We start from the raw sequence: 21755 nt of genomic DNA on the forward strand, positions 1-21755 counted from the left end.
CGGCGCACCTGCCCCTATGCCTGGCCGCGCAGCCGCTGGCGCAGCTCGAATTTCTGGATCTTGCCGGTCGAGGTCTTCGGCAGTGGCCCGAAGGTGACGCGCTTGGGCGCCTTGAAATGCGCCATCCGCTCGCGGCACCAGGCGATGACCTCGGCCTCGGTCAGATCGCCGGCGCCGGGCGCGGGGGTGACGAAGGCGTGCGGCACCTCGCCCCATTTCTCGTCCGGCTGCGCCACCACCGCCGCCTCCATGATCTTCGGATGGGCGTAGAGCACCTCTTCCACCTCGAGGGAGGAGATGTTCTCGCCTCCGGAGATGACGATGTCCTTGGCGCGGTCCTTCACCTCGATGTAGCCGTCCGGGTGCAGCACCCCAAGGTCGCCGGTGTGGAACCAGCCGCCGGCGAAGGCGGCGTCGGTGGCGGCGGGGTTGCGCAGATAGCCCTTCATCACGGTGTTGCCGCGCAGCATCACCTCGCCGAGCGTCCTCCCGTCGGCGGGGACGGGGGCGAGGGTGGCGGGGTCGAGCACCGTCGCCTCCTCGAGCATCGGGTGGCTGACGCCCTGGCGCGCCATGAAGGCGGCCCGCTCCTCCAGCGGCATCTCGTCGAGCCCCGGCTGCCAGAGGCAGATGGTGGCCGGCCCGTAGCATTCGGTGAGGCCGTAGAGATGCGTGACGGCGAAGCCCATCGCCTCCATCTTCGCGATCACCGCCGAGGGCGGGGCGGCGCCGCCCGTGGCGACCCGCACCACATGGCCGAACCGGCGCCGCTGCTCCTCCGGCGCGTGGATCAGCATGGTCAGCACCACCGGCGCGGCGCACATGTGGGTCACCGCGTGCTCGGCGATGGCGTTGAAGATCGCGGCCGGTTCCACGCGGCGCAGGCAGACATGCGTGCCGCCGACCAGCGTCACCGCCCAGGTGTAGGTCCAGCCGTTGCAGTGGAACATCGGCAGCGTCCAGAGATAGACGCTGCGCGGCGTGAGCTCGAAGGCGAGCGCGTTGCCGCAGGCGTTCAGGTAGGCGCCGCGGTGGTGGGTGACGACCCCCTTGGGATCGCCGGTGGTGCCGGAAGTGTAGGAGAGGGCGATCGCCTCCCACTCGTCCTCCGGCGTGCGGAAGGGCGCGTCGGGCTCGCCGGTGGCGAGGAAGGCCTCGTAGTCCATGGCGCCGATCTCGCCGCCGCCGCGGGCCTCCGGATCGGCGATGCCGATGACGAGCGGCGCCTCCGGCACCTCGGCCAGCGCCGCCTTCGCCACCTCCGCCCATTCGCAATCCACCAGGAACACCCTGGCCCCGGAGTGCCGCAGGATGAAGGCGATCGTTCCCGCGTCGAGGCGGATGTTGATGGTGCACAACACCGCGCCCGTCATCGGCACGCCGTAATGCGCCTCCAGCATCTCGGGGATGTTCGGCGCCAGCACCGCCACCGTCTCTCCCGGCCCGATCCCGGCGCGGCGCAGCGCCGAGGCAAGGCGCCGGCAGCGGGCGAACATCTCGGCGTAGGTGAAGCGCCGCGCGCCGTGGATCACCGCCACCCGCCGGCCATAGACCCGCGCCGCGCGCGCCAGGAAGGAGATCGGCGAGAGCGGGACGTGGTTCGCCGGCAGCCGGGGCAGCGTCTCGAACCCGCCGGTGTCATCCATGGTCGGCCCCCCAGGCGAAGAACTCCTTGCCCCGCCGGCGGAGGAAGCCCGCCAGCACCATGCGGTGCACCTCGGAGGCGCCGTCTACCAGACGAGCCTGCCGCGCGTAGCGGTACATCCACTCCACCGGCGTGTCCTTGGAATAGCCGTGCGCGCCCAGGAGCTGCAGCGCTGTGTCCACCGCCCGGTGCAGCGCGTCGGCGACCACGATCTTGGCCATGGAGATTTCCTTGCGCGCCAGGCTGCCCTGGTCGAGCAGCCAGGCCGCACGCATCGTCAGCAGGCGGCCGATGTCGAGCTCCATCGCGGCCTGGCCGATCATCTGCTGAACGCTCTCCTTGTCCGCGAGACGGCTGCCGAAGGCCATGCGGTTCTCGATCCGCTCCATGGCGATCTCGAGCGCGCGGCGTCCCATGCCGGTCCAGCGCATGCAATGCGTCAACCGGGCCGGGCCGAGGCGGATCTGGGTGGCGCGCAGCCCATCGCCGACGCCCATCAGCACGTCCTCGTCCGCCACCTCCAGCCCGTCGAATTCGAGCTCGCAATGCCCGCCATGCTCCTCCGGCCCCATGATCGGGATGCGCCGGACGATCCGCCAGCCCGGCTGGTCGGCGTGGAACAGGAAGGCGGTCAGGCCCCGGCGCTCGTCCTCCCCGGTGCGGGCGATCAGGATGAAGTGCCTGGCCTCCGCCGCGCCGGTGATGAAGTGCTTGCGGCCGTGGATCACCCAGCGGTCGTTGCCCTTCCGCTCGGCCCGCGTGTAGGTGAGGGAGGGGTCGCTGCCGCAGCCGTCGGGCTCGGTCATCGCGAAGCTGGACTGCACCTTGCCGTCGATGATCGGCTGCAGCCAGCGGTCCTTCTGCGCCTCGGTGCCGACCATGTTGAGCAGGCGCATGTTGCCGTCATCCGGCGCCGCGCCATGGAACACCACGGGTCCGAAGATGGAACGGTTCATCTCCTCGTAGCAGGCGGCGAGACCGGTCATGGAAAGCCCGCCGCCGCCGCGCTCCTTCGGCATCTGCAGCGCCCACAGCCCCTCCGCCCTGGCCTCGGCGCGCATCCGCTCGAGCAGGGGGCGGGCGATGTTCTCGTGCTCGTCGTAGCTGGCGGGGTCGGCCTCGAGCGGGATCAGCCGTTCCTCGACGAAGGCGCGGATCCTGCGGCGGACGGCATCCACCTCGGGCGTCAGGCTGAAATCCATCTCGGTCGTCCTAGAGCGGGTTCACGGAATGGCCGCCATCCACCACCAGGGTCGCACCGGTCATGTGCGCGCCGGCCGGGGAGGCGAGCAGCAGGAGGGGGCCGGTCAGGTCCTCGGGGCGGCCGAGCCTGCGCTGCGGCACCCGCTTCACCACCGCTTGGCCGGCCTCGGAGGCGAAGAATTCGGCGTTGATCGGCGTCTCCACATAGCCGGGGCAGAGCGCGTTCACGCGGATGGAATGCCGCGCCAGCTCCACCGCCATCTGCCGCGTGAGCTGGATGAGCCCCGCCTTCGAGGCGGTGTAGCCGGCGACGCCGGAGAGGATGCGCAGGCCGCCGATCGAGGCGATGTTGATGATGCTGCCGGGCTTCCTCGCCGCGACCATGCGCCGCGCGCCCTCGGTCGCCACCAGGAAGCAGCCGCGGAGGTTGACGTCGAGCACGCCGTCCCAGTCCGCCTCCGTCTGCTGCAGCACCGGGCGCGTCACCGCCACGCCGGCATTGTTGACGATGACGTCGCAGACCCCGAAGGCGGATTCGGCGGCATCGAAGGCGCGGGTGACGGCCTCGGCCGAGGTGACGTCGAGCGGAACGGCCGCCGCCCGCCCGCCGAGCTCCGCCGCAAGCGCGGCAAGCGCGTCGGTGCGGCGCGCCGCCAGGACCACGCGCGCGCCGGCGGCGTGAAGCACGCGTGCGAAATGGGAACCGAGCGCGCCGGAGGCGCCGGTGACCAGCGCCACCGCGCCGGAAAGCGAGAAGATCTGAGCCGTGTCGGTCATGCCTGTCGCGGAACGCGCGGCCGGAGCCGCGCCCCTGTCCTCCCTTCGCGGCGCAGTTGGCCATCGGAGATGGGGCGGGGCGAGCGCCGCCTCGGCCGCCGCGACCCTTCCCGCGGCGCCCCCCCCCGGACCCATGCGCCGAGCCTGCGCCGTGGCGGCGCCGGGCGCAAGCGGAAGGGCCCGGTCAGACCACCATCGGTCTGCCGAAGGCGGCGGCCCAGCGCGCGGCGAAGCGCGGCACCACCTCGGGGTTGATGACCCGCGGCGGCAGGCGGCCATGCGCGGCCTCGGCGAAGGCAAGCGCCGCGATGCGAGCGATGTTGGCGCGGCTCTCATGCGTCACGCCGGCGGTGTGCTGGGTGGCGATCACGTTCGGCAGGTGCAGCAGCGGGTGGTCGGCCGGGGGCGGCTCTCGCTCCCACACGTCGAGCCCGGCTCCTGCGAGATGGCCCGAGGCGAGGGCCTGGTGCAGCGCCCGCTCGTCATGGATCGAGCCGCGCGCGGTGGTGACGAAGATCGCGCCGGGCTTCATCCGAGCGAAGGCCCGGGCATCCATCAGGCCGCGGCTCTCCGGCGTCAGCGGCAGGTGCAGGCTGACGATGTCGCTCCCGGCCAGGAGTTCGGGCATCTCCACCTTCTCCGCGCCCCGCGCAGCGATGGTGGCGGCGTCGAGGTAGGGGTCACAGGCCAGCACCCGGCAGCCGAAGGCGAGGCGCAGGATCTCCGCCACCCGCGTCCCGACATGCCCGATCCCGACCAGACCGACCGTGCGGCCGCGCAGCTCCCTGCCCATCAGCGCGCCGCGGTCGGCGGCCTGGCCGGCGCGCATCGCCGCCCCGGCCTCGGGCATCCGCTTCAGCAGGGCGAGCATCATCCCGACGGCGTGCTCCGCCACGCCCTCGGCGTTGCCGCCGGCTTGGTTCACCAGCAGCACCCCCGCCTCGGTGCAGGCCGCCGGGTCCACCGTGTCATAGCCCGCGCCGGTGCTCGCCGCCATCAGCAGGCCGGGGAGCCTCGCCAGCAGCGCCGGGCCGACATGAAAGGGCCTCGGCAGCTCGTCGCGGGAGGCCATCACGTAATAGGCGTGGCAGCCGGACAGCGCCCGGATGATGGCATCCTCCGGCTGGTCGAGCGGGATCCGCACCACTTCGAGCAGCGGCTCCTGCGCCGTAGTGTCGAGGAACGAGCGGTGCGGCACGTGCGAGAGGTAGCCGACACGGAAGCGACGTGGCGGCGGGGCGGCGTCGGGCATCGTGTTGTCCTGTCTCCTGCGGTCCGTCGCGGCCGGCCTTCCCGTCATGCCGCCCGCGGCTGCCGCGCGGAGAGCGCGCGCCAGACCTTCTCGGGCGTCACCGGCATGTCGATATGCGGCACCCCGAGCGCGTCGCAGACGGCGGAAACCACCGCCGGCGGCGCGCCGCAGGCCCCGCCCTCGCCGGCACCCTTCACGCCGAGATCGTTGTTCGGGCAAGGCACGACATTGAACCCGAGCGCGAAGCCCGGCGCGTCGGAGGCGCGCGGCATGCAGTAGTCCTGGAAGCTGGCGGTGAGGAACTGGCCGCTTTCCCGGTCATAGATCGCGTGCTCGAGCAGCGCCTGGCCGATCCCGGCCATGATCCCGCCATGCGACTGGCCGTGCACCAGTAGCGGGTTGATGACGTTCCCGACATCGTCCACCGCGGCGTAGCGCACGATCTCCACCTGCCCGGTCTCGGGGTCCACCTCCACCTCCGCCACGTGACACCCGTTCGGGAAATTGCATTCGGTGTTGCGCGTGTAGAGGAGCTGCTCGTCGAGGCCGGGCGATTCGCCTTCGGGCAGGCGCGCCGGGTCGTGCGCGAGCGCCACCACCCGATCCCAGCCGACGGCGAGATCGGTGCCGGCGACGCGGAACCGCCCATCCTCGAAGACGACGTCCTCCGCCCCGGCCTCCAGCAGGTGCGCGGCAAGCCGGCGCGCCTTGGCGATCACGAGGTCGGCGGTGCGGGCGATCGCCACCCCGCCCATCTGCGAGGAGCGCGATCCGCCCGTGCCGCCGCCCTGCGGCACCACCTCCGTGTCACCCTGGAGGAAGCGAATGCGATCGAAGGGGATGCCGAGCCTGGAGTGCAGGATCTGGGCATAGGCGGTCTCGTGTCCCTGGCCGTGGCTGAAGGTGCCGACCACGAGCACCACCGCGCCGTCGGGTTCGAACCGCACCCGTGCCCATTCGCTCGGCTGCCCGCCGGAAGCCTCTATGAAGTAGCCGAGGCCGATACCGCGCAGCCTGCCGCGCCGCGCCGCCTCGGCGCGGCGGGCGGGAAAGCCGCGCCAGTCGGCGAGCTGCAGCGCCATCTCCTGCGTCTCGGCGAAGCGGCCGCTGTCGATCTCGTTGCCCGCCGCGTTGCGGTAGGGGATCTGCTCCGGCCGGATGTAATTGCGCCGGCGGATCTCGTCGCGGCCGATGCCGAAGGCGAGCGCGCCCTGGTCGAGCAGCCGCTCGAGCACATAGGCCGTCTCAGGCCGGCCGGCGCCGCGATAGGCGTCGGTCGGCGCGGTGTTGGTGAAGACGCAGCGCACCTGCACGTTCAGCGCCTGGATGTCGTAGACCGTGCCGTTGATGCGCCCGCCTGCCACGGTCGGGATGCGCGGGCCGAAATCCTGCAGGTAGGCGCCCATCGCCGCGACGGTGCGGATCCTCGCGCCCAGCACCTTCGCATCCTTGTCGAAGGCCATCTCCGCCCGGGTCACGTGGTCGCGCCCGTGTGGGTCGGCGAGGAAGGTCTCGGTGCGGTCGCTGCGCCACTTCACTGGGCGGCCGACCCGCCGCGCCGCCCAGAGCACCATGCCGCTCTCGGGGTGCAGCTTGCCGCGCAGGCCGAAGCCGCCGCCCACGTCGGGGGAGACCACGCGCAGCTTCTCCCTGGGCACCTTCAGGATGTGCTGCGCCAGGCCGTCGCGCACGCGGATCACCCCCTGCGTCGGGGAGTAGAGGGTGTAGCGGTCCTCGGCCGGGTCGTACTCGCCGATGGCGACGCGCGGCTCCATCGGGTTGCCGACCAGGCGGTTGTTGACGAGCTCGACGCTCACGATACGGGCGGCATGGGCGAAGGCCTCCTCCGCCTCCTTCTCCCGGCCGCTGTCCCACAGTACGCAGAGATTGCTGCCGTGCTCCTCCCAGATCACCGGCGCGTCCGGCGCCGCCGCGGCGGCGGTGTCGGTGACGCTCGGCAGGGGCTCGTAGTCCACCGTCACCAGCTCGGCCGCGTCCTGTGCTTCGGCGCGCGTTTCCGCGACCACGATCGCCACCGGGTCGCCGACGAAGCGCGCCTTCCGGGTCTGCAGCATCTCCCGCGGCGGAGCGTAGAGCCTGCCCCCGTCCTTGCCGGGCACCTCGACCATCACCGGGAAGCGGCCGATCCCGTCCGCATCCGCGTCATGCCCGGTGAGCACCGCGAGCACGCCGGGCGCGGCCCGCGCCGCATCGACATGGATGGCGAGGATGCGCGCATGGGCATGGGGGGAGCGCACCACGGCCATGTGGACTTCGCCCGGGCGCGAGATGTCGTCCGTATAGGTGCCGCGGCCGGTCAGCAGCCGCACATCCTCCTTGCGCCGCACCGGCTGGCCGATCCCGAACCTGTCCATCCTGCGATCCCCCCGCCGTATTTGGCCGCCAGGAAAGCCGGGCAGGCGCGGGCTGTCGAGAGGGGGGCTGGCGCGCCGCGCCGATCTGGGCGATCCATCGCCGGGGAGCGGGAGGAACGGCGGCATGGTCGGGTTGCGTTTCGACCTCAGGGACACGCCGGCGGACGCGCCGGCGCTTCGGGCCGAGCTCAGGGCCTTCCTGGCGGAGGCCGGCAGGCACTGGTCCCCCATGGTGCGGGCCTATTCCTGGATGGGCTTCGACCGCGAATTCTCGCGCGAGGTCGGCCGCCGCGGCTGGATCGGCATGACCTGGCCGAGGGCCTATGGCGGCGGGGAGCGCAGCGCCATGGAACGCTACGTGGTGCTGGAGGAGATGCTCGCCGCCGGCGCGCCGGTCGGCGCGCACTGGATCGGTGACCGCCAGTCCGGCCCGCTGATCCTGCGCCTCGGCACGGAGGATCAGCGGCGGGAGTTCCTGCCGCGCATCGCCCGCGGCGAGCTCGCCTTCGCCATCGGCCTCTCGGAGCCCGATTCCGGCTCCGACCTCGCCAGCCTGCGCAGCCGGGCGGAGAAGGTGCCGGGCGGGTGGAGGATCAACGGCCGCAAGGTCTGGACCACCAACGCGCATCGCTGCGACTTCATGATCGCGCTGCTGCGCACCAGCCCCGTGGCGGATCCGAAGCTGAAGCACCAGGGCCTCTCGCAATTCCTGGTGGATCTGCGCGCCTCCGGCATCGCCATCCGCCCGATCCCCGATCTGGTGGGGGAGGAGGGCTTCAACGAGATCACCCTCGACGACGTCTTCGTCCCGGATGCCATGCTGGTCGGGGAGGAAGGCAGGGGCTGGGAGCAGGCGACGGCGGAACTCGCCTTCGAGCGCGCCGGGCCGGAGCGCTACCTCTCCTCCCTGCCGCTGCTGATCGCGGCGCTGGACGATCTGCGCGCCGAGCCGGCAGCGCCGGAGGCGGTCGGCCGCCTGCTCGCCCGCGCGGCGACGCTGCGGCAGATGTCGCTCTCCGTCGCCGGCATGCTGCAGGAGGGCAGGACCCCGGCGCGGGAGGCGGCGCTGGTGAAGGATGTCGGCAACGACTACGAGCAGGCGCTGCCCGAGGCGGTGCGGGACCTGACCGACCCCGCCCGCACGCCGGAGGAGGTGCGGGAGATGCTCGGCATCACGACCATGGTCGCGCGGAGCTACTCGCTCCGCGGCGGCACGCGGGAGATTCTGCGCGGCATCATCGCCCGCCAGCTGGGGCTGCGCTGACCATGAGCGACGATCTGCGGAGCATCCTGCTGGAGCAGGTGGAGCGGCTGCTGTCCGACCGCTCCGGTCCCGACCTGCTGCGCGCCGTGGAACGCGGCGAATGGCCCGCGGCGCTGTGGGAGGAGGCGGAAGCGCTTGGCCTGCCGCATGCCCTGGTGCCGGAGGCGATGGGCGGCGCGGGCCTCGGCTGGGACGATGCCGTGGCAGTCTGGCAGGTGCTCGGCCGCCATGGGGCGCCGCTGCCGCTGGCCGGCGGCATGGCCGCCGCCGCCCTGCTTGCTGTCGGCGGCATCGCTCCGCCCGCAGGGCCGATCGCCCTCGCCGTGCCGGGGGAGGCGCTGGCCTGGGGACGGCGCGCGGAGCACGCCGTCACCGCCACGGGCGGGGAGGTGGCGCTGCACCTCCTCTCCGGCGCCGCTCGCCAGGAGGGGCGCAGCCTGATCGGTCGCGAGCCGGCGGATCACGTCGCCCTCGGAGAGCCCCTCGCCAGGGTGGCGTTGCCGCCGGGCTGCGGACCGGAGGCGGCGCTGCTCGCCGGGGCGCTGCTCCATGCGGCGCAGATCGCCGGCGCGCTGGAGGCGGTGCTGGGGATGACGGTGGAGTACGCCAGCACCCGCAGGCAGTTCGGCCGCCCGATCGGCGGCTTCCAGGCGGTGCAGCAGCTTCTCGCCCAGGCGGCGGGGGAGGTGGCGGCGGCCGGCGTCGCCGCCGCCCATGCCGGGCGCGCGGCGGCGCGCCGCGGGCTTGCCGGCGGCGCCTTCGAGATCGCCTGCGCCAAGGTGGTGGCCGGGGAGGCGGCGGGGCGCGTCGCCGCCATCGCGCACCAGGTGCACGCCGCGATGGGCTTCACGGACGAGCACCCGCTGCACCTATTCACCCGGCGCCTCTGGTCCTGGCGCGACGCGTGCGGCGCCGAGCGCGTCTGGGCGCGGCGCATCGGCGCGGAGGCGCTGGCGCGCGGCGGTGCCGCGCTGTGGCCGGATCTGACAGCAAGGGAGGAGGAGGCGAGGCCATGACCGACTACGTGCGCTACGAACAGGACGGGCCGATCGTCACGCTCACCCTGAACGCGCCCGAGAAGCGCAACGCCATCTCCTCCTTCGAGGAATGCGACGCCATCGTGGAGGCCTGCCGGCGCGTCAACCTCGACCGGCAGGTGCGCTGCGTCATCCTCACCGGCGCCGGCACCGCCTTCTGCTCAGGCGGCGACCTGAAGGCGATGCGCGACAAGCGTGGCATCATGGCCGGCAGCCATGCCGACATGCGGGAGAATTACCGCCGCGGCGTGCAGCGCATGGCCCAGGCCCTCTACGACTGCGACGCGCCGACCATCGCCGCGGTGAACGGCCCGGCGATCGGCCTCGGCCTCGACGTCGCCTGCATGTGCGACATCCGCATCGCCTCCGAGACCGCGACCTTCGCCGAGAGCTTCATCAAGGTCGGCATCGTGCCGGGCGACGGCGGCGCCTGGCTGCTGCCGCGCGTCGTCGGCATGTCCATGGCGCTGGAGATGAGCTTCACCGGCGACACGCTGGACGCGCAGCAGGCCCTGGCCGCGCGCTTGGTCTCCCGCGTGGTGCCGGCGGGAGAGCTGATGGAGGCCGCCCGCGCCCTCGCCAGGCGCATCGCCGCCAACCCTCCGGACGCGCTGCGCATGACCAAGCGTCTGCTGCGCGAGGGGCAGTACATGCGCCTCCCCTCCCTGCTGGAGCTCTCCGCCGCCTATCAGGCGCTCGCCCACAGCACCGAGGACCACAGGGAGGCGGTGAACGCGATGCTGGAGAGGCGCGCCCCCCGCTTCACGGGCAGGTGAGGGCCGCCCGCCGGGCAGGGCCTGGGATGCAGCCGGCAGGAGCCAGGCGCGTTGAGGAGCCTTCGAGAAGGAGGCCCCGATGCAGCACCTGCAGGACATACTTCGCAGCCAGAAGCACCAGCCCTCCGCCATCGAGGTGATCCGCCGCTGCATCGAGGCCTGCTTCGACTGCGCCCAGGCCTGCACCGCCTGCGCCGATGCCTGCCTCGCCGAGGAAGAGGTGGCGGAACTCCGCTACTGCATCAGGCTGGATCTCGACTGCGCCGACATGTGCATGGCGACCGGCCGCATCGTCTCGCGCCTGACCAAGCCGAACCGCCTGCTGATGGAGGGTGCGCTGAACGCCTGCGCCGATGCGTGCCGGGCCTGCGCCGAGGAATGCGAGCGCCATGCCGCGATGCACGCCCATTGCAAGGTCTGCGCCGAGGCCTGCCGCCGCTGCGAGCAGGCATGCCAGGAGCTGCTGCGCGTCATGTCCTGAGGGGCGGCTGCGCCCCGGAGACGGGCTCAGCCGCGGCCGATCCAGGGCATCTTCGAGGCGGCGATGGTGACGAACTGGATGTTCGCATCCAGCGGCAGGCTCGCCATCATCAGGATGGTGCTGCCGACATGCGCCACATCCATCACCGGCTCCACCGCGATGCGCCCGTCGGCCTGCTTCACGCCGCGCTGCATGCGCTGCGTCATCGGCGTCGCGGCATTGCCGATGTCGATCTGGCCGGAGACGATGTCGTATTTCCGCCCGTCCAGCGCCAGCGACTTGGTCAGGCCGGTGATGGCGTGCTTGGTGGAGGTGTAGGCGACGCTGTCCGGCCGCGGCACATGGGCGGAGATGGAGCCGTTGTTGACGATCCGCCCGCCCTGCGGCGACTGCTCCTTCATCATGCGGAAGGCGGCCTGGGCGCAGAGGAAGGAGCCGGTGAGGTTCACCTGCACCACCCGCGCCCAGTCCTCATACGCCAGATCCTCGATCGGCACCCCGGGCGTGTTGCCGCCGGCGTTGTTGAACAGGAAGTCGAGCCGGCCCCACTTCTCCTTCACGGCGGCGAACAGCGCCCGCACCGCCGCCGGATCGCCGACATCGGTCGGCACCACCAGGGCGCGGCCGGCGGCCTCGCCCGCCATGCCCGCCGTCTCCTCCAGCGCCTCGCGCCGCCGCCCGGCGAGGGCGACGGACCAGCCGGCGCCGAGCAGGGCGAGGGCGGAGGCGCGGCCGATGCCGGAGCCGGCCCCGGTGACGACGGCGATCCTGCTGGTCTGGCTCATGGCGCGCATCCCTCCCGCTTCGCGTCCGCCGCCCAGAGTGGAGGGCGGCGCGGGCGCTGTCCATCCAGGCTATCGGTCGTCGCGGGGCAGGAGCTGCTCGACGAGCGTCGCCCAGTAGCTGGCGCCGATCGGCAGGATGGCGTCGTTGAAGTCGTATTTCGGGTGGTGCACCTGCGGGTCGCCCTCGCCGCGGCCGCCGCCGAGCATGATGTAGCTGCCGGGCTTGGCTTCCAGCATGAAGGAGAAGTCCTCGCCGCCCATGGTCGGCTTGGGCATCGGCTGCACCCGCGCCTCCCCGGCCACGGCGCGGGCGGCGGGCAGGGTGAGCTGCGTGCTCTCCGCGTCGTTGATGGTGGCGGGATAGCAGCGGACGAAGCGCGCTTCCGCCCGGGCGCCGAAGGCGCGGGGGATGCCGGTCGCGATTTCGAGGAATTTCCGCTCCAGCAGGTCGCCCACCTCGGGGCGGAACCAGCGGGCGGTGCCGCGCAGCAGCACGCTCTCGGGAATCACGTTCCAGGTCTCGCCGCCCTGGATGTGGCCGATCGTGATGACGCCCGCCTCCACCGGCTCCACGTTGCGCGCCACGATGCTCTGCAGCGCGGTGACGATGTGCGCCGCGATCACCACCGGGTCGTTGCCCTGGTGCGGCATGGCCCCGTGCGCGCCGGTGCCGGTGACCGTGACCTCGAGGTTGGCGACCGCCGCCATGATCGGCCCCTCGCGCCACCAGAAGGTGCCCTCCGGCGCGCCGGGCCAGTTGTGCATGCCGAAGACGCGTTCCATAGGGAAGCGCTCGAACAGCCCCTCCTCCACCATCACGCGCCCGCCGGCCAGGTTCTCCTCCGCCGGCTGGAAGATCACGTAGACGGTGCCGGCGAAGTTCCGCGTCTCGGCCAGGTACTTCGCGGCGCCGAGCAGCATGGCGGTGTGCCCGTCATGGCCGCAGGCGTGCATCCGCCCGGGATGCACCGAGGCGTAGGGCAGGCCGGTCTCCTCCTGTATCGGCAGCGCGTCGATGTCGGCGCGCAGGCCGATGGCGCGCCCGCCGCCATCGCGTCCGCGGATCACTCCGACCACCCCGGTGCGGGCGATGCCCGTCACCACCTCGTCGCAGCCGAATTCGCGCAGCCTGGCGGCGATGACGCCGCTGGTGCGCATCTCCTCGAAGCCGATCTCGGGATGCTGGTGGAGGTCGCGCCGCCAGGCCGTCATCTCGGGGTGGAATTCGGCGATGCGGTTGATCACGGGCATGCGGGGACCTCCGGTCGGTCGGGAAGATGTGCGCATCCCGGCGCCGGCGGTCAATCCGCCCCCGGGAAGGTCCGCCGCAGCCCCTCGGCGAGCCCGACCGGCTCCACCCCGAGGCTCGCGCGCATGGGCCCGATGTCGAAGGCCTTGTCCTCGGTCAGGCGGCGCACCTCGTCGGCGCCGATGCGGGGCAGGAAGGGAAGGAAGCGGGTGAGCGGCGCCAGCAGCCGCAGCGGCGCCGCCGGCACCGGGAGGACGGGCGGCGGCCGCAGCCCGGCGGCGCGCGCCACGGCGGCGAGGAAGTCGCGGTAGGGCAGGGGCTCCGGCCCGGCGATCACCAGCGTCTGCGGCCGCTCCCAGGCGATGTCGAGGGCGGCGAGCAGGCAGCGCGTCACGTCGTCCTGGTGGATCGGCTGCACCAGGGTGCGTCCGCCGCCCGGCAGCGGCGCCACCGGCAGGCGCCGCAGCAGTGCGGCCAGGCGCTGGACGTTGTCCTCCCCCTCGGCGCCGTAGATCATGGTCGGGTGCAGCATCACCCCCGGGCGCCCGGCGGCGAGGAAGGCCGCCTCGCCCGCCCGCACCCCGTCGCCATGGGTGTCCGGCCAGCGGGAAAAACGCCGCGTCGAGCCCATGAGGACGAGACGCGCGCCCTGCGGCGCCGCCGCCAGCACCGCCGGCGCCCAGCGCGCATGGGCGCAGGAGACGACCCGGTCCGCGCCGGCGAGGGCCTCGCGCAGCGAGGCGGCATCCTCCAGCCGGGCGAGGCGGGGTGTGCCGGGCAGGCCGAGCGCCCGCCACTTCTGCGCATCCCGCGCCACGGGCGCGAAGGCGCGCCCGGCCGCCGCCAGGGCCCGGCACAGCGCGGCGCCGGAGCGGCCGGAGGCGCCGATGACGGCGATCATGTCCGCAGGGTCAGCACCCGTCCGGCCGCAGGAAGGCGAGGTCGGCGCCCTGCGGCGCCTGCAGCACCTGCTCGTGCACCAGCCGGTCCCAGCCGCGCCGCGGCTTCGGCGGCGGGGACCAGGCGGCGCGGCGGCGCGCCAGCTCCTCCTCAGGCACCAGCAGGTCGAGGCGCCTTTCGCGCACGGAAAGCCGCACCCGGTCGCCGGTCCGCACCAGGGCGAGAGGGCCGCCGGCGGCGGCCTCCGGGGCGATGTGCAGCACCACCGTGCCGAAGGCGGTGCCGGACATGCGGCAGTCGCTCATCCGCACCATGTCCTTCACGCCCTGGCGCGCCAACTTGCGCGGGATGGGCAGGTGGCCCGCCTCCGGCATGCCGGCGGGGGAGAGCGGGCCGGCGCCCTTCAGCACCAGGATGTCCTCCGGCGTCACGTCCAGCGCCTCGTCGTCGATGCGGCGGGCGAGGTCCTCCAGCCCGTCGAACACCACGCAGCGCGCCTCGGTCTCGAACAGGCCTGGGGTGGCGGCGCTGCGCTTCAGGATGGCGCCGTCCGGGGCCAGGGAGCCGAACAGGGAGATCAGCCCGCCGACCGGGCTCACCGGGGTGTCGCGGGCATGGATGATGGCGCGGTCCACGAAGGCCGGTCCCTCGGCGATCCGCTGCTCCAGGGTGTCCCCGTAGAGGTCCTTGCAGCCGAGGTGCAGCAGGTCCTTCAGTTCGCGCAGCAGCGCGACCAGCCCGCCGGCGGCGTGAAAATCCTCCATGTAGCCCTCGCCGGTGGGCTTGAGGTCCACCAGCACGGGCGTCTCCTCGCTCAGCCGGTCGAGGCGGCGGAGATCCACCGGGATGCCGACCCGCCCCGCGATCGCGGCGAGATGTACCAGCGCGTTGGTCGAGCCGCCGAGGGCGAGCAGCACGCGCAGCGCGTTCTCCACGCTCTCCGGCGTGATGAGCTCCGAGGGCCTGACCGGCCGGGCGATGAGCCGCATCGCAAGCGCCCCGGCCTCCTCGGCGAAGCGGAGGCGGTCCGCGTGCACTGCGGGGGCGGAGGCGGCCATCAGCGGCATGAAGCCTAGGGTCGCCGCGATGCAGGCCATGGTCGAGGCGGTGCCCATGACGCCGCAGGTGCCCGCGGTGGTCGCGAGCTTGCCCTCGATCTCGCCGATCCGCGCCGCGTCCACCTCCCCGGCGCGGTAGCGTGCCCACCAGCGGCGGCAGTCGGTGCAGGCGGAGAGGCGCTCCCCCTCGAAGCGCTGCGCCAGCATCGGGCCGACGACGAGCAGGGCGGCAGGGATGTCGGCGCTCGCCGCGGCCATAAGCTGCGCCGGCACCGTCTTGTCGCAGCCCCCCACCAGCACCGCCGCGTCCATCGGCTGGGCGGAGAGCATCGCCTCCGTGTCCAGCGCCATCAGGTTGCGGTAGTGCATGGAGCAGGGGCTGAGCGAGGGCTCGCAGAGGCTGACGGTGGGGAAGGCCAGCGGCAGCCCGCCCGCGGCGAGCACGCCGCGCTTCACCGCCTCGATCAGCTCCGGCACCGTACGGTGGCAGTTGTTGTAGTCGCTGGCGGTGTCGGCGATGCCGACCACCGGCTTCTCCAGCATCGTCCGCGAATAGCCCATGGAGGCGGCGAAGCTGCGCCGCAGGTAGAGCGCAAATTCGCGGTCGCCGTAATTGGCGGCGTTGCGCGCCAGGCCGCGCGGGGGGGAGGCGGGGCTGCTCATGGCGGTAGCAAGCCCGATCCGGGGGCGCCTGTCCAGGCCGGCGGCCGGGTGACGCTTCGCTAACGAAGCGCCGGCAGACTGCCCCCGTCGCCAGGAGGGAGATGACGGTGAACCTCTTCCCCGGTGCTATGGCACCGCCGTCCGCCGATCATGTGGTCGAGGGGGATGTGGACCTGCTGGTCCTGTCGCAATTCTTCCCCGATCCCGAGACGCGGGGCCTGATGGTCGAGGTCGGGGCGGCGCGCCCGGACTTCCTCTCGGTCAGCGCCAGCTTCCGCGCCCTGGGCTGGCAGGTGCTGGCGATCGAGCCGAACCCGGCCTTCGCCGCGCTGCACCGCGCGCGGGGCTACGAGGTGATCGAATGCGCCTGCGGGGACGCGGACCGGGACGCGGTGAGCTTCTTCGTGGTCGACTACCGCGGCAGCTATCTCGGCGGCACGGTCACCAACGAGAGCTTCTCCTCGCTCGGCCTGCGCGGGAAGTACCGCGACTATCTCGAGCGCCTTGGCGGCGGAAGGGTGCCGGTGCGGGAGATCCGGGTGCCGATGCGGCGGCTGGACACGCTGCTCGACCAGCACGCCGGCGGGGCGGCGGAGATCGGCGTGCTGAGCGTGGACGTGGAGGGGTGGGAGATCGAGGTGCTGGCCGGCCTCGATTTCGGGCGCTGGCGCCCGGCGGTGGTGATCGTCGAGAACCTGTTCGAGGAGCCGCAGCACCGCGCCTTCCTGGAGGCGCGGGGAATGCGCTTCTGGCGGCGCCTCCGCCCGAACGACATCTTCGTCCGCGCCGACCTGCTGCGGGAACGCGCCAGGGCGGGCTGAGCGGCTCATCCCGGCGGCCGCGGGGCGATGCCGGAGCCGCGGCGCGTGCCCCATCGGGGATGCCGCGCATCCCCCGGCGCACGGCGGTCACTGCGGTTCCAGGCCGGCCTTCTGCATCAGGTCGCGGTGCAGCGGCAGTTCGCGCGCGATGCGGGCGAGCAGCGCGTCGCGGCCCATGGGCGCGGGCGCGAGCCCCTGCGTCGCCATGAAGGCGCGCACCTTGGGGTCGGCGAAGGTCGCCTCCATCGCCTCCAGGATGCGCGCCTGGATCGGCTCCGGGGTCCCGGGCGGCACCTGGATGCTGTACCAGCCGGTATAGACGAAATCCGGGAAGCCGAGTTCGGCGAAGGTCGGCACCTCCGGAAGCTGCTCGGTGCGCTCCGCGGTCGGCACCGCCAGGGCGCGGAGGCGGCCGGCCTCCAGGTGGCCCTTGCAGGCGGCGAGCAGGGCGAACATGCAGTCGGTGCGGCCCGCGATGGTGTCGGTGAGCGCGGGCGGTGCGCCGTTGTAGGGGACGTGCAGCATCTCCACGCCGGCGCGCCCGGTGAGGTCGAGCATCGGCAGGTGCGCCGTGGTTCCCACGCCCCAGGAGGCGTAGGAGAGCGCCCCAGGCCTCGCCCTGGCGGCCTCCAGCAATTCGCGCAGGCTGCTCCAGCGGGGGTGCGCCGCCAGCAGCGACAGCGTCTGACAGATCATGGTGATGTGCGCAAAATCCTTCACCGGGTCGTATCCCGGGTTGCGCAGCGCGAGCGGGGTCAGGGTGAAGGTCGCGATGGTGCCGAGGAGCAGCGTGTTGCCGTCCGGCCGGGCGCGTGCGACATGGCGCGCGGCGAGGCTGGTGGAGGCGCCCGGCCTGTGGTCCATGAAGAAATTGCCGCCGAGCCGCTCCTGCAGGCCGGAGGTGACGATGCGGCCGACCACGTCGGAGGCTCCGCCCGGCGCGTAGGGGATGACGACGGCGACGGCCTGGCTGCCCGGCCAGGCGGGCTGGGCACGCAGGAGGCGCGGCGCGGCCAGGAGGGGAGCGGCGGCCAGCAGGGCGCGGCGGCCCGGCGCGATCGTGGTCCTGGTCATGCTGCGGTCGTCCTCCCTCGATGTCTTTGCCGCAGCGTGGCCGAGGCGCCGCTTCGCCGCAAGCCCGCCCCACCTCCCTGCGGTATCATGATACCTCCACCGAAAATCCCGCCTGCTGTCTTGACCTTTCGTGCCCTCGGGGCGATACACCGCGCCTTGACCAGGGACTCCCCGAACCGACCATGCTGCAGACGCAGACCCGTTCGCTGAAGCCCGCCGAGGTGCGGAAGGACTGGGTGGTGATCGACGCCGAGGGCCTCGTGCTCGGCCGGCTCGCTGCCATCGTGGCCAGCCGCCTCCGCGGCAAGCACAAGCCGCAATTCACCCCGCACGTGGATTGCGGCGACCACGTTATCGTCGTGAACGCCGGGAAGGTGCGCGTCACCGGCCAGAAGGCGGAGCAGTCCGTCTTCTACTGGCACACCGGCTATCCCGGCGGGATCAAGGGCCGCACCCTCCGCCAGCGGCTGGAGAGCCGCCACCCGGAGCGGGTGATCGAGAAGGCGGTGGAGCGGATGATCACCCGCGGCCCGCTCGGACGGCGGCAGATGAGGAACCTCCACGTCTATGCCGGGCCGGAGCATCCGCATGCCGGCCAGCAGCCCACCGTGCTGGATGTCGGTGCCATGAACCGCAAGAACAGGGTGGCCTGAGCCGATGAGCGAGCAGCAGACGACCGGCACCCTCGCCGACCTGCGCAACCTGGTGCAGGGCACGGCCGCCGCCCCCGAGCAGGCCCCGGCGCGGGAGCCGAAGCGCGACGCCCTCGGCCGCTCCTACGCCACCGGCCGGCGCAAGGACGCCATCGCCCGCGTCTGGATCAGGCCGGGGAAGGGCCAGATCGAGATCAACGGCAAGCCGGCGGCCAAGTACTTCGCTCGCCCGGTGCTGCGCATGCTGATCACGCAGCCCTTCCTGGTCGCCGACCGCTACCAGCAATTCGACGTGATGGCGACCGTGACTGGCGGCGGCCTGTCCGGTCAGGCCGGCGCGGTGCGGCACGGCATCAGCCGCGCCCTCACCAACTACGAGCCGGAGCTGCGCGCCATCCTGAAGAAGGCCGGCTTCCTCACCCGCGACCCGCGCGTGGTCGAGCGCAAGAAGTACGGCAAGGCCAAGGCGCGACGCTCCTTCCAGTTCAGCAAGCGCTGACGGGCCGCCACCCGGCGCGCCGGAGGGGGCTGGAGGCGGCGCCTCCGGCCCCCTCTTGCCTTTTCGGCCACCCTGCGCCGCATATGCTCCCGAGAGGAGGGCCCCCACATGCCCAAGGGCAGCATCCCCACGGTGTTCATCGACGGCGAGGCCGGCACCACCGGACTGCAGATCCGCGAGCGGCTGGACCTGCTGCCGCACATCGCCGTCCGCTCCATCGCCCCGGAGCGCCGCAAGGACCCGGAGGCCCGGCGCGCCCTGATGGCGGAGGTGGATCTGGTGGTGCTCTGCCTGCCCGACGAGGCGGCGAAGGAGAGCGCGGCGCTCGCCGCCTCGCTGGGCCGGGCGGCGCCGAGGCTGCTCGACGCCAGCACCGCCCACCGCGTGGACCCCGACTGGGTCTATGGGCTGCCGGAACTCGCGCCCGACCAGCCGGCGAGGATCGCCGCCGCGCCGAGGGTCTCCAACCCCGGCTGCTACCCGACCGGCGCCATCCTGCTGCTGCGCCCGCTGGTGGAGGCCGGCATCCTGCCCCCCGACCACCCGGTCACGGTCAACGCCGTCTCCGGCTATTCCGGCGGCGGCAAGGCGATGATCGAGGCCTATGAATCGCGCAGCGCCCCGGATTTCGAGCTCTACGGCCTCGGCCTCGAGCACAAGCACGTGGCGGAGCTGCAGACCTATTCCGGCCTCACCCGCCGGCCGATCTTCGTCCCCTCGGTCGGCGACTTCCGGCAGGGCATGATCGACTGCATCCCCCTGCATCTCGACACGCTGCCCGGCCGCCCCGGCCCGGAGGCGCTGGAGGCGGTGCTGGCGGAACGCTACGCCGGCAGCGAGTATGTCCGCGTGCTGCCGGCCGAAGCCAGCGGCAAGCTGGAGCCGCAGGCGCTGAACAACACCAACCTGCTGGAGATCCGGGTCTTCGGCAACGCGAGGCGCGGCCACGCCGTCCTTACCGCGCGCTACGACAATCTCGGCAAGGGCGCCTCCGGGGCGGCGGTGCAGAACATCGGCCTGATGCTCGGCGTTCCGGTCGAGACCCGGCTGGCCGCCGCCTGAGGGAGGATCGCCGCATGGACCACAACCTGCCCGCCGTCACCGGCCCGCTCTACCCCTTCGAGGGGAAGTGGCCGATCGTCCACCCCACCGCCTTCATCGCGCCCACCGCGGCGCTGATCGGCGACGTCACGGTGGGGGAGGGGTCGAACGTCTGGTACCACTGCGTGCTGCGCGGGGACACCAACTTCATCCGCATCGGCGCGCGCAGCAACATCCAGGACGGCACCATCATCCACGTCAATGCCGGCCGCCAGAGCACGCGGATCGGCGACGACGTCACCATCGGCCATGCCGCGATCATCCATGCCTGCACGCTGGAGGACCGCGCCTTCGTCGGCATGGGCGCCACCGTGCTGGACGACGCGCTGATCGAGGAGGGAGGCGTGCTCGCCGCCGGCTCGGTCCTGCCGCCCGGCAAGCGCATCGGCCGGCTGGAGCTGTGGATGGGCAACCCCGCCAAGCTGGTCCGCGTGCTGACCGAGGAGCAGCGGGCCGGCTTCGACCGCACCGCGCCCCACTACGTGGAGCTCGCCGCACGCCACCGCGCCTCCCTTGCCGGGCGGTGACCGGGGCGCGGCGCCCCCGCTTGCCGCGCCGGGGCGGCTGATGCAGAGGAGGGCGCAGCCGAGGCCCGGGGAGAGCACGCCATGACCACGCACCGCACCATCGCCGCGCTGATCGCCGCAGGGGAGGCCGGCCGCCCCGCCATCCGCGCGCCGGAGCGGGCGCCGCTCACCTATGCCGGGCTGCGCGACCTGGCCGAGGGCACGGTGGCGGCGCTGAACCGCATCGGCATCGGGCGCGGCGACCGGGTGGCGATCGTGCTCCCCAACGGGCCGGAGATGGCGGCGGCCTTCCTCGCCGTCGCCTGCGCCGCCACCACCGCGCCGCTGAACCCCGCCTACAAGGAGGAGGAGTTCGCGTTCTACCTCACCGACCTCCGCGCCCGCGCCCTGGTGATCCAGAAGGACATGGAGAGCCCGGCGCGCGAGGTGGCGCGGCGGCTCGGCGTGGCGGTGCTCGACCTGGTGCCCGACGCGACGGGCGGCGCGGGCAGCTTCGCGCTCGAGGGCGGCTCCCCGGGCCGCGCTGCGCGGCCGGGCTTGGCGGAGGAAGAGGACGTGGCGCTGGTGCTGCACACCTCCGGCACCACCGCGCGACCGAAGATCGTGCCGCTGACGCACGGCAATGTCTGCGCCTCGGCCGCCAACATCCGGCGCACGCTCGACCTCTCCGCGGCGGATGCCTGCCTGAACGTGATGCCGCTGTTCCACATCCACGGGCTGATGGCGGCGACGCTCGCCTCCCTCGCCGGCGGCGGCGCGGTGATCTGTACGCCGGGCTTCAACGCGCTGCGCTTCTTCGGCTGGCTCGATGCCGAGCGTCCCACCTGGTACACGGCGGTGCCGACCATGCACCAGGCGATCCTGGCCCGCGCCGAGCGCAACAGGGAGATCATCGCCCGCGCGCCGCTGCGCTTCCTGCGCTCCTCCTCCGCCTCGCTGCCGGCCCAGGCGATGCGCGACCTTGAGGCGGTGTTCGGCGCGCCGGTGATCGAGTCCTACGGGATGACGGAAGCCTCGCACCAGATGTGCTCCAACCCGCTGCCGCCGCGGCCGCGCAAGCCCGGCCTGGTCGGGCTGCCGGCCGGCCCTGAGGTCGCCATCATGGACGAGGACGGCACCATCCTGCCGCAGGGCGCGGTGGGCGAGGTGGTGATCCGCGGCCCGAACGTGACCAGGGGCTACGAGGCGAATCCGGAGGCCAACGCCAGGGCCTTCACCAATGGCTGGTTCCGCACCGGCGACCAGGGCATGTTCGACGCCGATGGCTACCTGATGCTGACCGGGCGGCTGAAGGAGCTGATCAAGCGCGGCGGCGAGCAGGTGAGTCCGCTCGAGGTGGACGGCATCCTCTCCGAGCATCCGGCGGTGGCGCAGGCGCTCACCTTCGCCATCCCGCACCCGATGCTGGGCGAGGAGGTGGGCGCCGCCGTGGTGCTGCGCGAGGGCATGGCCTGCACCGAGCGCGAGCTGCGCGACTTCGCCGCGAAGCACCTGGCGGACTTCAAGGTGCCGCGGAAGATCGTGTTCCTGCCCGAGATCCCGAAGGGCGCCACCGGCAAGCTGCAGCGCATCGGCCTGGCCGAGAAGCTCGGCGTCACGGCCTGAGGAGGCGGCG

Annotated in this window: 20 protein-coding genes; 10 read left to right on the plus strand and 10 right to left on the minus strand. The window is 72.8% G+C overall.

Features of this window, described 5'->3' with window-relative positions; genetic code table 11:
* Window positions 1–14: 14 nt before the first annotated feature.
* From ET526_RS06775 to ET526_RS06795, 5 genes are all read right to left on the minus strand, one after another.
* A complete protein-coding gene (locus ET526_RS06775) occupies window positions 15–1646 on the minus strand; it encodes an acyl-CoA synthetase (protein WP_135466924.1) in 1632 nt (543 codons plus the stop codon).
* On the minus strand, window positions 1639–2847 hold the full coding sequence (locus ET526_RS06780; RefSeq protein WP_135466925.1) for an acyl-CoA dehydrogenase family protein: 1209 nt from the start codon (window positions 2845–2847) through the stop codon (window positions 1639–1641). Before ET526_RS06780 ends, ET526_RS06775 begins: the two co-directional genes overlap by 8 nt.
* A 10-nt stretch (window positions 2848–2857) precedes the next feature.
* Entirely contained in the window at window positions 2858–3625 is a 768-nt protein-coding gene (locus tag ET526_RS06785; RefSeq protein ID WP_135466926.1) for an SDR family NAD(P)-dependent oxidoreductase, read from the minus strand.
* Window positions 3626–3809: 184 nt separating this feature from the next.
* Window positions 3810–4877, minus strand: a complete 1068-nt coding sequence (locus ET526_RS06790; protein ID WP_135466927.1) for a hydroxyacid dehydrogenase — start codon at window positions 4875–4877, stop codon at window positions 3810–3812.
* A 44-nt stretch (window positions 4878–4921) separates the two neighbouring features.
* Entirely contained in the window at window positions 4922–7252 is a 2331-nt protein-coding gene (locus tag ET526_RS06795; RefSeq protein ID WP_135466928.1) for a xanthine dehydrogenase family protein molybdopterin-binding subunit, read from the minus strand.
* 124 nt (window positions 7253–7376) lie between these two features.
* Between ET526_RS06795 and ET526_RS06800 the strand changes: the two genes are divergently transcribed.
* From ET526_RS06800 to ET526_RS06815, 4 genes are all read left to right on the plus strand, one after another.
* Entirely contained in the window at window positions 7377–8516 is a 1140-nt protein-coding gene (locus ET526_RS06800) for an acyl-CoA dehydrogenase family protein (RefSeq protein WP_135466929.1), read from the plus strand.
* A gap of 2 nt (window positions 8517–8518) precedes the next feature.
* Complete coding sequence (locus tag ET526_RS06805) at window positions 8519–9532, plus strand: acyl-CoA dehydrogenase (RefSeq protein WP_135466930.1); 1014 nt, start codon at window positions 8519–8521, stop codon at window positions 9530–9532.
* The gene (locus ET526_RS06810) at window positions 9529–10329 is read left to right on the plus strand and encodes a crotonase/enoyl-CoA hydratase family protein (RefSeq protein ID WP_135466931.1); all 801 of its coding nucleotides are present in this window, start codon (window positions 9529–9531) and stop codon (window positions 10327–10329) included. The genes ET526_RS06805 and ET526_RS06810 overlap by 4 nt, the downstream gene beginning before the upstream one ends.
* A gap of 79 nt (window positions 10330–10408) precedes the next feature.
* The gene (locus ET526_RS06815) at window positions 10409–10810 is read left to right on the plus strand and encodes a four-helix bundle copper-binding protein (RefSeq protein ID WP_135466932.1); all 402 of its coding nucleotides are present in this window, start codon (window positions 10409–10411) and stop codon (window positions 10808–10810) included.
* Between the two features lie 26 nt (window positions 10811–10836).
* Here the strand turns inward: ET526_RS06815 and ET526_RS06820 are convergent, their stop codons facing one another.
* From ET526_RS06820 to ET526_RS06835, 4 genes are all read right to left on the minus strand, one after another.
* Window positions 10837–11595, minus strand: coding sequence for an SDR family oxidoreductase (locus tag ET526_RS06820; protein WP_204623523.1), 759 nt, complete (start codon window positions 11593–11595; stop codon window positions 10837–10839).
* Window positions 11596–11664: 69 nt separating this feature from the next.
* Window positions 11665–12846, minus strand: a complete 1182-nt coding sequence (locus ET526_RS06825; protein ID WP_135466934.1) for a M20 aminoacylase family protein — start codon at window positions 12844–12846, stop codon at window positions 11665–11667.
* 50 nt (window positions 12847–12896) lie between these two features.
* The gene (locus tag ET526_RS06830) at window positions 12897–13745 is read right to left on the minus strand and encodes an SDR family oxidoreductase (protein WP_135466935.1); all 849 of its coding nucleotides are present in this window, start codon (window positions 13743–13745) and stop codon (window positions 12897–12899) included.
* A gap of 10 nt (window positions 13746–13755) precedes the next feature.
* A complete protein-coding gene (locus tag ET526_RS06835; protein WP_135466936.1) occupies window positions 13756–15465 on the minus strand; it encodes a dihydroxy-acid dehydratase in 1710 nt (569 codons plus the stop codon).
* A 101-nt stretch (window positions 15466–15566) separates the two neighbouring features.
* On the opposite strand from ET526_RS06835, the gene ET526_RS06840 reads away from it, so the two are divergent.
* Entirely contained in the window at window positions 15567–16286 is a 720-nt protein-coding gene (locus ET526_RS06840) for an FkbM family methyltransferase (RefSeq protein WP_204623524.1), read from the plus strand.
* Between the two features lie 87 nt (window positions 16287–16373).
* Here ET526_RS06840 and ET526_RS06845 read toward each other — a convergent pair whose 3' ends face one another.
* Entirely contained in the window at window positions 16374–17360 is a 987-nt protein-coding gene (locus ET526_RS06845) for a Bug family tripartite tricarboxylate transporter substrate binding protein (protein ID WP_135466937.1), read from the minus strand.
* Between the two features lie 182 nt (window positions 17361–17542).
* Between ET526_RS06845 and rplM the strand changes: the two genes are divergently transcribed.
* From rplM to ET526_RS06870, 5 genes are all read left to right on the plus strand, one after another.
* Window positions 17543–18013 (plus strand): 50S ribosomal protein L13, encoded by a 471-nt coding sequence (gene rplM, locus ET526_RS06850; RefSeq protein ID WP_135466938.1) that lies wholly within the window; start codon window positions 17543–17545, stop codon window positions 18011–18013.
* Between the two features lie 4 nt (window positions 18014–18017).
* Window positions 18018–18512, plus strand: a complete 495-nt coding sequence (gene rpsI / locus ET526_RS06855) for a 30S ribosomal protein S9 (RefSeq protein ID WP_135466939.1) — start codon at window positions 18018–18020, stop codon at window positions 18510–18512.
* 108 nt (window positions 18513–18620) lie between these two features.
* Window positions 18621–19574 carry an N-acetyl-gamma-glutamyl-phosphate reductase gene (argC, locus tag ET526_RS06860; protein WP_135466940.1) on the plus strand — a complete coding sequence of 318 codons (954 nt, stop codon included), beginning with the start codon at window positions 18621–18623 and terminating at the stop codon, window positions 19572–19574.
* 14 nt (window positions 19575–19588) lie between these two features.
* Window positions 19589–20140 carry a gamma carbonic anhydrase family protein gene (locus ET526_RS06865; RefSeq protein WP_135466941.1) on the plus strand — a complete coding sequence of 184 codons (552 nt, stop codon included), beginning with the start codon at window positions 19589–19591 and terminating at the stop codon, window positions 20138–20140.
* 81 nt (window positions 20141–20221) lie between these two features.
* Window positions 20222–21745 (plus strand): acyl--CoA ligase, encoded by a 1524-nt coding sequence (locus ET526_RS06870; protein WP_135466942.1) that lies wholly within the window; start codon window positions 20222–20224, stop codon window positions 21743–21745.
* Window positions 21746–21755 lie beyond the last annotated feature (10 nt).

It is taken from the genome of Crenalkalicoccus roseus (genome assembly GCF_004761865.1).
Classification (GTDB): domain Bacteria; phylum Pseudomonadota; class Alphaproteobacteria; order Acetobacterales; family Acetobacteraceae; genus Crenalkalicoccus; species Crenalkalicoccus roseus.